This window comes from Paenibacillus sp. MAHUQ-63 (assembly GCF_028765165.1).
Lineage (GTDB): Bacteria > Bacillota > Bacilli > Paenibacillales > NBRC-103111 > Paenibacillus_E.
In genome coordinates, this window is record NZ_JARADB010000001.1 from 203,360 (window position 1) to 216,201 (window position 12,842).

The following is a 12,842-nucleotide window of genomic DNA, read 5'->3' on the forward strand; positions in this document are numbered from 1 at the left end:
ATTACTTATAAAAAATAAAAAAGCAGCTGCCAAGGCAAGCCGCTTCTTCTGACGCTTCGTTCATCTATCCTCCAAAGCGTTCCCATCTGCATCGTAATGGCGAATATGCGCAATTAAGTCTTCATAATTCACCCATGCAATCCCAACCTTCTGATCCGCAGCGCCGTACGAAATAATCAAATCGTCGCCGACTACAATGCCGGCCGTTGCGAACAGACACGGGGTCGGATAGTCCGAAGGCATCTCCCAATCCTGCTGCGCAAACATCAGACGATCGGGACACCGGTGCGTGACGACAGGGAAGTCATTATCGCGCTCTTTCACGATCATGAAGGATTGGGTATAGCCGAAATGTACATCTTTCTTGCCGTGATAAGAGATAAGCCATTCATCTTCGGAAATTTGCAGCGGCGGCCAGCTGGCGCCAATACGGTCTTCCTCCCAATCGAATATGCCGGTTGCCATGAGGCGATGTGTGGCTTCAGACGTCGCGAGATCCTCGATCCGCTCAGCAGCGGCAACAAAAATGGATGGCATCCCGGCTGCTTCTCCGCCCGGGAAATGAGCCGGGTTCATCGGCCTGTGCAGAAGCACATACTGCCGCTTACCGTCTATCATCATTTTCTCAGGAAACAGGAACACATCGCGATTATCGCTCCGTGCCCCATCCGTTAGCGGGCATACGTATGTGAAAGCCTCCTCGTAATGACCTGCCTTCAGCTTATCCAAATTCAGTTTATACAGCACCGTCACCGTTTCGTTCATTCGAGCGGTGACATGGAACGGTTCATCGCCAGTGAGCGCCCACTCCGGCACATAGTCATACCGGGTCTGGACGGGAGGGTCTTGATCCACTAACCAATAAGGGCCAGGCGGGAACAGCCTGCATGCCACCGAGACATACCATTCGCCTTCCACCTGAAAAATGCGAGGATCTTCGATGCAGCCATTGGCATAATCCTTCACAAGCTCGCCGTTCACATTATGAATGACAATGTCAGCTTCGTTCCAATTCAAGCTTGGCGCCAGCGCAGGACGCGAGAAGTCGGCCTCCCAGGTCGCTCCAAGATCGTCGCTGAACGCATAACCCAGAAAGATCGGATACGGATCATGCTTGCCTTCCAATCGCTTCTGCGACCATGGCCCTGTCGCCCGGAACAGCATATGCAGCCTGTCGGAAACGGGATCTTTGACGATGGCGGGATTAAGGACCATCTTGCTTGCCCAATCACAACCCGCAGCAGGTTCTAACACCGGTTGGGATGAATATTTGAATTGAGGTGCCATGTGTGCAAGTGCCTCCTAGACCATATTTTACTCCTCCTAAGCATAAGTTAAGGATGAATGCGAATAAATAGACATAATCGACGAGATCTACAAATGATGTCGTTTTTTTCACATTCTACCGTTATAATAAACTTAGGACGGAAGAACGGAAGAATGGAAGAACGGAGGAAAGCAGCTGCAAACACCGGTGGTTTACGAAAACTTAAATATTAAACACCAGATGGGCAATATGTTGATCAATATTTTATATATCAATTATGAACCCCCCGTTCCTTCCTGGTACTACGGCAATCATTGCCACAGCAGCTATGAACTGCATTTTATTCCGAAAGGCAGAGGGCTGCTGCGGGTGTCGCACCAACAATTTCAAATTGAACCTGGCATTTTCTACGTGACGGGGCCCGGGGTGTACCACGAGCAGCTTGCCGATCGGGATGATCCGATGAGCGAGTATTGCATTAATTTTGAGATCAAAATCCGGTCCGGGAGGCAGACCAAGGGCAGCACCTATCTCCAATCGGAAATCGACGAGGTCCTGCGAACCTTAACGAACACCCGCTTCTGGTTCGGCAAAGACGAGTTCCGTACGGTCTTGCTGTTCGAATCCATCCTGAAAGAACTCGAGCTGCAATATTTGGGCTACTATACGGTGGTACAAAGCTTAGTGAGTCAAATCATTATGAACGCCGTTCGCTCTTTTACTCAACATAAGAAATCCAACTATTATATCCCTCTTAAAATTCCCGACGACTCCCGGCGCTATATCGCCGATACCTATTTCGACGATCCATCTCAAGAGCTTACCCCGGAAGCATTGGCCGGGAAGATCGGCGTTAGCGTTCGTCAACTGGAACGGATCATGAAACAATATTATGGCGTCACATTCAAAGAGAAGCTGCTCGAAACCCGGTTGGAGCTTGCCAAACATCTGTTGCGAAGCGGTGAACTGCCCATCCATCTGATCGCCGAGCGAACCGGCTTTCGGTCCGCGAGCTATTTCTCCAAAACCTTTCGCGAACAGGTATCTCTTACGCCTCAACAATACCGCAGGCAGGAAGCTGAGGAACCCGCACTGTAGACATTCATGGAAACAAATGTACATCGTCACCCTGGATCCGAATTTGAAGGAATCCGCTCTTCCCGAATCGAATGGCTAACTAACCATACTTCAGAGGAGCAGACATCATGAATACGGCACATAAGATTACAACCCAGGATAAATATTTTTTGACCGTTGAAATAACCGATTATTTTGGCGTCCGCACGGAGCAGTTGGAGTTATTCGTTGACATCGGGACCAAACCGACGGTCGGGCATTATATCGATTTGTTCTTAAGACATTATGATCTAGAGGTTGAATTGAAAAATATTGCGCCTGCGATGGAGTTTAAAATTCTTCATCCCAAACCGCAGGGAATACGCGTCCTGAAGGCCATCCGGCTATCCAGAGACTGGACTTACAAGCCGATTACTAAGCTATAAGTCAAATGAAGAAGCAGCTGCTCCGGGCGATGCGCCCGCCATGAGCGGCTGCTTTTTGCATTGGCGGCAGACGTCATGATGCTCGTCCGCATCTTGCTGCATCCATGAAAAGTCTGGCAGGAAAGCCGAATAGCGTGATAGACTTATCCCTATAAGCGCTTACATCCACATTCCCTCCACGAACCACTGCATAAGCGATATAAGCCCTTGAATCTTTTCATGATTGGAATTCGTTGGCCTCGACGGGGAAAGGAGCGTACGTTCATGAAGCTGCCATTTGACCTTGCAAGGAGACTGGAAATCAGGGGTGGAGGAAGATGAAACTCGGTGATAACTATGATTTATCGGATGAAACATACGCGATTGTAAGCGTTATCGCAGATCGGCTCATTCCGAAGGATGCTTGGCCTTCGGCAACCGAAGGCGGCGTTACGGAATATGTGAAGCGGCGCGCCCAGGAGGATCCCGGCACTTGGAAAGATGTCATCGAACCCGGGTTGCGCGCCCTGGATGCGGAGGCTGCCGCCTTGCATGGTCACCCCTTCTCTCAGCTGTCGGGTGACAAGCAGGATGCATTGTTACAAGAGCTTGAGCTTGATCGTACCCGTAGCAGCTGGCCTGTTTCGCCTTCGGCGAAGCTTTTCTTTGCTGCCATTCTGAACCTGGTTGCTGAAGGATATTATGGAAGTCCGGAAGCCGGCGGGAATCTCGGCGGGAAGTCCTGGGAGATGCTTGGCTTCCGCCCGGGGCCCGTATCGGGTACCGGCGCCGCGAATCCGGAGACGGATCTGCCGCAGCGAACGATCGAACAGCTTCGTGAAGAGTATGATGCAATCGTCGTGGGAGCCGGGGCCGGGGGCTCGGTGGCAGCGGCCGTATTGGCCGAAGCGGGGCTCCGCGTGCTCGTCGTTGAGCGCGGAAGCTGGCTTCGCTTCGACCAGGTAGGCAGCGATCATCTCCGCAATCACCGGTTAAGTAAATATGGCCACAATACAGGGCCGGAGCTGGAAGGCCATCCCCGCACGATCGTGCTGGCGGACGGCACCGAACGGATTACAGCCCCTATCGATGGCGGCTATCATAATAACGCGATGACGGTTGGCGGCGGCACACGCGTGTATGGAGCGCAAGCCTGGAGATTTCATCCGGATGACTTTCGGATGGCGACCCGTTACGGCATACCGGACGGAAGCTCCCTTCGCGATTGGCCGCTTAGTTACGAGGAGCTTGAACCTTATTATGAGCGCGCAGAATGGGAAATCGGCGTCTCGGGAGACGGAGACGCACACCGCGGATGCGGAGATCGTCAGCGGCCATACCCGATGCCGCCATTGCCCAGTACGCTGGAAGCGGAGCGTTTGGCGCGTGCGGCGGCAAAGCTGGGGTGGGACGCAGGACCTGTCCCCCTTCTCATCAATTCCGTCGAGCGCGACGGCCGTTCCGCCTGCGGGAGGTGCGGGCAGTGCGTCGGGTTCGCCTGTCCGACGAACAGCAAGAACGGCGGTCACAATACGATGCTCGTGCGCGCCATGGCTACCGGCAACTGCGATCTGATCTGCGATGCGATGGTCGAACGAATCGACACTGAGGGAGGCAAACACGCTACCGGCGTTCGGCTTGTGCAGGCTGCGGGAGGCTCGCTCCGGCGGCTCCAGGTGCGGGCAGGGCACGTGATCGTTGCTGCCGGCGCCATTGAAAGTGCGCGGCTGCTCCTCCATTCGGCGAGCGATGCCGAACCGGACGGCATCGGCAACCGGTACGGGCAGGTCGGAAGGAACCTTCAGGGCCATGTGTATTCGGGAGCCTACGGCCTCTTTGGCGAGCCGGTCCAAGACGGACTTGGACCCGGGGTAAGCATCGCCACCCGTCACTTTGCCCACGGCAACGGAGGCGGGATCATCGGCGGCGGGATGCTGGCCAATGAGTTCACCCGGCTGCCCCTCATTCACTGGTACCGCGCGTTAGCACCCGATGCCGTGCGGTGGGGTGCCGCCGGGAAGGCTGCAATGCGCGAGAGCTACCTGCGCACCAGCCATGTCCAGGGCCCGATCCAGGACATTCCGACGCCCGAGGAGAGAGTAAGGCTCTCCCCGGCGGTCAAAGACCGCTTCGGCATGCCCGTCGCCCGGCTTTCGGGAAGTGTCCACCCCGAGTCGCTTCGCGCCTCCGCCATGCTGGCGGAGCGCGCGGAGACTTGGCTCTGGGCGGCCGGCGCGCGCCGGGTTTGGCGGACTCAGCCGGGCGGAGAACTTAGTGCGGGACAGCATCAGGCGGGAACCTTGCGCATGGGGGACGACCCGGCGGTTTCCGTTACCGATCCGAACGGCCGCGTTCACGGATATGACAATCTCTGGGTGAGCGACGGCTCCGTCCATGTAACCAATGGCGGCGTGAATCCGGTGCTGACGATTCTGGCCTTGGCTTTCCGCACAGCCGGAAATCTGGTTAGGCATGGCTAACGGACACAGCGGCCCTTATTCGGCCAATGATGGCCGAATTGGCATTCTAACGGACACCAATGTCCCTATTTGCCGATGCGTATGCCATTTGCGCCCCATTTGCGGTAAATAAGCGCTTCGGTGTCCGTTACATTGGCCGCGCGCCCACATTCCTGGGTTTAACGGCCGTGGTGTCCGTTAAACCTGGCGGCAGCACAGCGCGCTGGCACGTGCTCGGCAGGAGACGCGTACTCCTGCCAAGTGCGCCGCGCTGGCACAAGCGCATCTCCGGCAGGCACGCGCTCCCGCCTCTATGCAGCGCCGCCCCCCTGCCCGAGCCGCCTAATAGCCTGCGCGGCGCATAAAGCTTGCCGCCCGCAGGCCGCCAAACGCACAAAGGGCGCCCCCCAGCCATTCACATAGCTGGGGGGCGCCCTTTACGTTTAGCTGCGGCGAGCAACGCCGAGCGTGACGATTTCGCAAGCACCTACCGGCAGCGACAATCGGCCGTCCGAGACAGCTGCGTCGACGCGCTCCCCGTGCTCTTCGAGGATCGTGCTCTTGTAGAAATAGTAGTGCGGAATACCGGCCTTCAGCTTCAATTCTGCAGCTTGAGGCCTCATGTTGTACCAACGGAGCAGCAAATCTCCGGTTCCTTCGTTCATTTTCAACGAGGAGAAAGCCAGCTCCTCGCCTTCCCACTGGAATAGCCCGAACGTAGGCGCAATGCTTCCCCCGTGAACCTCCGTCTGGCATAATGTCCACGGAATCTGGAATTGATAGGCTTCCGCATATGCCCTGGACTGCATACTGGAGTTACTGTACGGAATGAGCTCCATGCGTGCCGTATGCTCGCCGAGACACTGCGCCTCCGGCGTCGGGAACAAGCCCCAGTCGCCAAGCTCGCCAACCGCACGGAGCAGCGTTACCGCAATCGTATTGCGTCCGTCCCGCAGAACCTCATACTCGTTCAAGCCGAGGTTGGCAACAACAAGACCTGCTCCCGCCTCGCTGACATCAACGAATGCCTGTTGGTGCTGCGTATTGCTCGGATTCTCCCACTCTCCCGCCGGCGTGTTGTCGCGCTGCGGGATTTCGAACATAGAGTCCACACGGTGAACATTCGTGTTCAGATCCGTAGGGAACAGCATCCGCAGACGGTGGTCCTTAGCCTGATTGTTGAACGCCGACTCCACTACGACCCCTTGGCCGTTGCGGCTCAGAGAAACAACGGTCCGGATCGTCATCGGCACCATATGCTTGGAACGCTGCGCTTTACGATACGGGAAGTAGACCAAGTCACGCTGTTCTTCCTCCAGCTTCTCATCCGCCGACGCCGGGATCTCCCACGCATGGACGATTTCGATCGCCGCCTGATATGGCGTATCTTGCAGCACGCGGATTTGCGCGGCCAATCCTTTGGTCGTTCGTGCCGTTTCACCGTCCGGTTGTTTGTACATATACTCGTTGCCGATATCCCCGGTATTCTCATAGACGCCCAGATCGCGGTACGTGCGGCCGTTGGTTTTGTCCGTTACGGCGAATGAACCGTCATCCGCAATGGTTACTTTCAGAACCTCATTCTCGAGTGTCCGGTCTCCGATAAGCAGCGAGGACGTGGGAGGGAGCGTCGACGCCTTCATCACCCAAGCGTACGTTTTCAATCCCAGCGAAGGAACTTTCCCCGCTTCGAATGTCAATCTCACTTTACGGCACATATACGGCTGACGGAATTTGTCATCGGGCAACTCGTAGCCGAATTGCAACCCGGCGTCTTCCACCGTGCAAGGAATTTCCAGGCCATGTTCATCCACGAGCACGCGTCCGGCAAGATCGGCTTCCTTGGCGAGACGGCTTGCTTCCTCCAGCGAGTAGCCATCGCGGAAATATAAGCGCAGCGCATCGATCTCGATAGTTACAACACCCGTACGCTCCCAACCGGATGTATTGAAGACGACAACCGGCAGTGCATCCTTCCCGAAGCTTGACGTATTAACCGCTCCGGCAATGGCACGCGAGCTTGCTTCAACGATCGCCTCGGCTACATGCCGGCTTTTCTCGAAGCGTGTGACCATTTCCCGGTGCACTTCATCGACGCTGCAGCCGCAGATGCTGTCATGCGGATGGTTCTGCATGAGCGTCTTCCACGCATACGTGAACAGATGGTGCGGATAGTTCTCTCCGGCGCGGAGGACGTGCGCGAACGCCGCCAAGGGTTCGGCAACTTTCTCCAGCATCGCCTGCCCCAGCTGATTCATCTGCTTCAAATACACGCGCGCCGAAGCGGTGTTCACCAGCGTCGACCAGCCGTCCGTGCGCTGGCTTCGCAGCTCGCCTTTGACGGTAGAAAGCTCATGCTTCAGCGAACGCTGCACAGATTGCAAATAATCGTGAAAGTTCGAATGAACGAATACGGTATCCGGATGCAGCTCACGCGCCGTCTGAATCGCTTCGGGCAAATCGAGCTGGATCGGCTGATGATCGCAGCCATTCATGAAGAGCAGCTCGCTTGTTGACGCATATTTCTCTGCATCCGCCAGCTTCCGCTCCCAGTAGGCTTTCGCCGCTTCCGGGTCAGCGGGAATTTCATTGCCGTTCGAATACCAATTGGCGAATAAAATGCCAAGCACCTTGGAACCGTCGGGCCCCTCCCAGATCAGCTCCGAGAACGACGATTCATAATCGCCGTCGGAGACGGTGTTGTTGAAGCCCGTCGGCTTCACGCCGCGGCCGAACAGCGCGTTCGTAATGCCCGACTGCTGCATCAGCTGCGGCGTCTGGCCGACCAGTCCGAACGTATCGGGGAAATAGCCGATTTTGGCCACGGAGCCGTATTTTCTCGCATCCTGATGACCGATCTGCATGTTGCGCACATTCGCTTCACTGCTGGTGAGGAACGCGTCCTGCAAAATATACCAAGGACCGATGATGATACGGCCGTCCTGGATATATTTCTCCAATCTGCCCTTCTGATCCGGTCGTACCTGCAGGTAATCCTCCAAAATAATCGTTTGGCCGTCCAAATAAAAACTGCGGTAATTCGGGTCGTTATCCAATTTATCCAGCAAGGTGTCCACCAATTTAACAAGGCGTACATGATGCTTCTCATAAGGCAAATACCATTCCCGGTCCCAATGCGTATGGGAAATAATATGCGCCGTTCTCTTCGTGCTCATGGCTTAGCTCCTCTCGATATGAACTTCTTCCGGCCGGTAGACGGACAGGATGCTGCCCTTGCTGTCAGCTGCAAAAAGTACGGATCGCTCCGCTTCCAAAGTAAACGCATAGACAGCCCCGCTGTCCGTATCCTTCACTTCGATCTCCGCGTCCCACGCATATTCGGATACGAATACGTATAAGAAGCCGTCTCTATAACGAAGCTTCCTCCCGAATACACCGGCGAGATCGCCGCCCCGGTTCCACTGCAATCCGCTTTCGCATCCTGCCGCTTCGATCGCATACCGGTACAATTCGACCAGCGTATCCGTTCTCTCGTTCAATTCGACCGGCAGCGGACTCCAGATGAGTCGGCCGCTGCCAAGCGGAATGTGAACGACGGTGTCGCCACGGCCGCTTCCCGCAGCCGCAGGAATGCCTGTGCGCACTTCCTTCATCACTTCTGCGATGCGGCGCTGACCGTAGGATACCGGCAGTTCCGCGCCGTGCAGCAGAAGCCTTTCTTCCCGGCGCACATTGTGAAGCGTCCCTTCGCCCAACACATCGGTCAGACGCGGCACAGAATGCCAATAAGCATCGAGACTGACCGGACCTGTTGCCAGCAGCGTCGCCCCCGTCGTCTTGACGATATGGATCAGCTTGCTCCAAGCCTGCTCATCGATGTTATGAGCGCTAGGCAGCACAATCAGCTTCGGCGGCTGCTCCGCCAGATCGTCCAGATGATATTCCGATGCGCCGCGCAGCGGCATGTTCATCTGGTAGGAGAGTACGCGGACCATCCGCGTCGTCGCATCGTACGCTAACTGCCGGTTGGAGAAATCGTTCGAATAAGGGAAAATCGCTGCGATGTCTTCCAGCTGCCGGTCGCGGAACAGATCCCGGATCTCCGCCATGAACCGGCCGAAATCGTACGATACGTCCGCTTCCGGTTTCTCCGTGCCGTCCGCGCGCAGCGCGCCGATATGCGATTCGTTCGCATTATCCATATAGAAGTTCGTGTTCCAGATCCAATGAATGGCTCCGGCACCGCCGGCTGCGAAAGCATACGCATACTTGCGCTCCAGCATGCTGCGGAGCTCGTTCTCCGAACGCTTGGCGCGTCCATCCGGCGTTTCCACGTACATGATGCCCGTCTCTTGAACCACATTGGGCTTCCGAGCTGTTTTCGCAAAAATGCCGTCCCAGAGGAGATTGTCGTTCAGCCACCAGGAGTGAACGGTCGTGTAATCCACAGCTTCCTCATAGAAGAATGGCGATGGCCGCTGCGCGCCCAGCGCCTCGTCCTGTCCGACCACGACAAGCTGGTTAGGACTGATGTCCTTGATCGTATCGTAGAGCTCTTGGGCCCAGCGATTGTGCATATCCATCGAGAATAAGCAGTAATCGAGCCAGCGGGTGCCCTTCTTCGCCCTATGCATATCTTGCACGTCAAAGTTGATGTCTCCGGCTTCGGGAATGGCCGCCGCTTCGAAAGTCGGCAGCTGCTCCGGCGACATGTTCCACCGCTCCTGGAGCCCTTCGATGCTTCCATGGCGCTCCTTGAGCCAATTGATGAAAGCGGCCTGCTCGAATGCGTCCCTGCCGGAACGAGGCCCGTCCGCGAAAATTTGCGCCGGATCGAACATCGACGGCTCGTTGATCAGATCCCAATCCACATGGGTTGACGCGCGGTGACGCGACACGATCGAGCGGATGAACCGCTTCTGCGCCTCGATGCTTTGCGGATCCAGGTAGGGGTTGACGCCTTCCCATGGTTCCGGTGTGAAGGAGAAGAAGGTGAACGTCACCTGCAAGCCGTGTTTCTTCGCCGTTAAGAAGAAGGCGTCGATCGCTCTCAGCACTTCCTCGGAAGCATGGCCGTCCACCTGCATGATATTCCGGTAAGCCGTCCATATGCCCGTACGAATCCAGTTAATGCCCGCCCTCGCCATCTGCGCCATATCCCGGTCCCACACATCCGCATTCGGCAGGAACAGAAATTTGCGCGCAACGTCGGACGCCATATAGGTCATGCCGACAATCGGCAGGGGCCGTCCGTCTTGGATGAAATAGTCGCGGTCGCAACGGACCGGACTTCCTTCGGCGAGCAAGCTCGAATCGTATCCCCAGAAGCCTTGGCGCAGCATGCGAATCTCTCCGTCCGCCGACTCCGCTTGACAGGTCACACGGTACAAGCCGCGCTCGATCGCCAGCGGCACTGGAATTCGCATACTGCCGAATTCCTTGGTCACTTCGGCTGTCACGCGCTGCGCCCATACGGCCTGCCCGCTCCCTTCACGCTCTACCTTCAGATCGAATGTCCACGCTCTCGACGCAGCTCCGGCAACAGGCCTTCCCAGGTACTGGGTTTGCAGCGTCAATACCGCATGCTCCCCAGGCTCATAGCTGGCATAATTCGGCTTGATCCACAGCTCCGTAACGCCTTGGGCGCACATCGCCGCCCAAGCGATCAAGGACTGCGCTCCGCCATTCGCCCAGAACGTTCCACGGATCGTAGTGTTCACGAACAGCCACCGCGAACCGGCGAACTCGCCGCGGGTGTTCTCCCACAGCACCACCGGCGCCGCGATTTCCCGCCCTTCTTGGCTTACGCCCTTCAGCAGCGGATAGATCTGCGTGCTCATCGTCCCTGCCGCTCCCATCTGATGGGGCAAATCGCTGTTACGTGTCGTATGCGGCACCATGTTCCATGTATCGCCGATCTCGAACAGCGATTCTTGCCCCGCCAGCAGCGGCACCGCCGCAGACGCCGCAAGACTGCGAATTCCCTTCGATTCCACCGGGAGTATCTCATGTATGAACAATTGCTGATGGTAAGCGGTTTGTTCCGCTTCCGCATACCAGCTGCCGGCCTCGCGGCGCACAGGCCGCTTGAAGGCGGCGCCGCCGATGCTAAGGAGTGCGCCGCCGCGTCGCAAGAACGCCAGAATGTCCGGCCAAGCGGACTTCGGGAAGTAGGGCGCATGCAGGTTGACGAAGCATCCGCCTTCCGCCTGCCGGAGCGCTTCACCCAGCGCATCGACGCCTGCTATGCTCCCGCCAAGCGCCGTCAGTTCGGCGGCCGGAACTTCGCTTGCTGCGCCGCTCGGGAAGCCGGCCTCGTAGAAAATGATAATGGGACGCCTCATAGCAAGCCTTCCTTCATGGCTTGATACACCAGCTGGGAGAACAAGCTGTTGGACCAAGCGAACCATTTTCGCGTGAAAAGGGCGGGATCGTCGGCATGGAAGCCCTCATGCATATACCCGGTGTCCGCGTCCGTCGCTTCAAGCATGGCGATCATCGCCAGCTTCTCTTCCGCCGTGGTCGCCGTTATTCCCTGCATGGACAGCGCCATATGCCAAATGTAGTTGTCCGGCGTGTGGGGGCTGCCGATCCCTTTGGCCACTTTGCCCTCGAAGTAGAACGGATTCTCCTTGCTGAGCGCAAATCGTCTCGTATTCCGGTAAACCGGATCATCGGCGGATACATAGCCCAGATACGGAATCGACATCAGTCCCGGCGTTCCCGCATCGTCCATCAGGCAGTAGTTGCCGAAGCCGTCGGTCTCATAGGCATAGATCGGGCCGAACTCCGGATGGCGGTAGATGCCGTACAGCTGGATGCCATGATCGATATCCGCTTCGAGTGCCTTCAATTCATGCAGGAAATCGGTATCCCGGAACACCCATTCCGCGAATTCCTGCATATGCCGCAGCGCTACAACCGCGAACATATTCGCCGGGATGTTGTAGTGGAAGTCGCAAGCATCGTCGCTTGAACGGAAACCGGACCAGACCATGCCCGTATAGTTCACAGGCATCCCCATGCCGTTATTGCGCAGCGAGTCGGTCGGAATGCCGTTATTGCGTGTGAACCGGTACGGCGACTCCTCGAAGTGGCGCTGCTCCGTCTTGAACAGCTCATAGATACGGATCATCGCCGCCTTAAAGCCGGCATCGAAAATATCCGTCAACTCCGTTTCCTTCCAATAGGCATAGGCCAGGCGCATGGAGAAGCACAGCGAATCCAGCTCGAATTTCCGTTCCCATACCCATGGGGACATGTCCGTCCGGTCTGCTTGGTTCCAATGCCAATCGTTCGCCGATTCATTAAAAGCGTTCGCGTAAGGGTCGATTAAGATATAGTGAATATGACGTTTAATGAGTCCGCTGAGGATGCGCTGCAGATCGGGATCGTTCTTCGCGAAAGGCACGTAGTGCATGACCTGTTCAACCGAATCGCGCAGCCAGGAAGCCGGGATATCTCCGGTAATGACGAAGGTCGTGCCGTCCTCCATCAATTTCGTCGTCGTTTCCAATGTATTGGGGAAGCAGTTCTTAAATAACTGCAATAATCTCGGGCGATGGGCCAGCTTCACTTCTGCTTCCGCCAGCACGTCCTGAATCGCCTGCGGCAGCTCCAGCTTCGGCATCGCAATTTTGGGCAATCTGAATTGTTCCATGGGATATCCTCCAT

General features: G+C 56.5%; 8 protein-coding genes. 3 read left to right on the plus strand and 5 right to left on the minus strand.

All coding sequences use genetic code 11. The features are described 5' to 3' along the window. Window positions 1–60 precede the first annotated feature (60 nt). Entirely contained in the window at window positions 61–1,287 is a 1,227-nt protein-coding gene (locus PUT07_RS00720) for a hypothetical protein (protein ID WP_274465802.1), read from the minus strand. A 229-nt stretch (window positions 1,288–1,516) separates the two neighbouring features. Between PUT07_RS00720 and PUT07_RS00725 the strand changes: the two genes are divergently transcribed. The 3 genes from PUT07_RS00725 to PUT07_RS00735 all read left to right on the plus strand — a co-directional run bounded on the left by PUT07_RS00725 (window position 1,517) and on the right by PUT07_RS00735 (window position 5,228). After that, entirely contained in the window at window positions 1,517–2,365 is an 849-nt protein-coding gene (locus PUT07_RS00725) for a helix-turn-helix domain-containing protein (protein ID WP_274465803.1), read from the plus strand. A 107-nt stretch (window positions 2,366–2,472) separates the two neighbouring features. Then, window positions 2,473–2,769, plus strand: coding sequence for a hypothetical protein (locus tag PUT07_RS00730; RefSeq protein ID WP_274465804.1), 297 nt, complete (start codon window positions 2,473–2,475; stop codon window positions 2,767–2,769). Window positions 2,770–3,086: 317 nt separating this feature from the next. Next, entirely contained in the window at window positions 3,087–5,228 is a 2,142-nt protein-coding gene (locus tag PUT07_RS00735; protein WP_274465805.1) for a GMC family oxidoreductase, read from the plus strand. A gap of 127 nt (window positions 5,229–5,355) precedes the next feature. Here the strand turns inward: PUT07_RS00735 and PUT07_RS00740 are convergent, their stop codons facing one another. Genes PUT07_RS00740 through PUT07_RS00755 form a run of 4 tightly spaced genes read right to left on the minus strand, consistent with a single transcriptional unit; the run spans window position 5,356 to window position 12,828 of the window. Next, window positions 5,356–5,604, minus strand: a complete 249-nt coding sequence (locus PUT07_RS00740; RefSeq protein ID WP_274465806.1) for a hypothetical protein — start codon at window positions 5,602–5,604, stop codon at window positions 5,356–5,358. A gap of 46 nt (window positions 5,605–5,650) precedes the next feature. Continuing rightward, complete coding sequence (locus tag PUT07_RS00745) at window positions 5,651–8,383, minus strand: alpha-mannosidase (protein ID WP_274465807.1); 2,733 nt, start codon at window positions 8,381–8,383, stop codon at window positions 5,651–5,653. A gap of 3 nt (window positions 8,384–8,386) precedes the next feature. After that, window positions 8,387–11,512 (minus strand): beta-galactosidase, encoded by a 3,126-nt coding sequence (locus PUT07_RS00750; RefSeq protein WP_274465808.1) that lies wholly within the window; start codon window positions 11,510–11,512, stop codon window positions 8,387–8,389. Then, the gene (locus PUT07_RS00755) at window positions 11,509–12,828 is read right to left on the minus strand and encodes a glycoside hydrolase family 125 protein (RefSeq protein ID WP_274465809.1); all 1,320 of its coding nucleotides are present in this window, start codon (window positions 12,826–12,828) and stop codon (window positions 11,509–11,511) included. The genes PUT07_RS00750 and PUT07_RS00755 overlap by 4 nt, the downstream gene beginning before the upstream one ends. Between the last annotated feature and the right edge of the window lie 14 nt (window positions 12,829–12,842).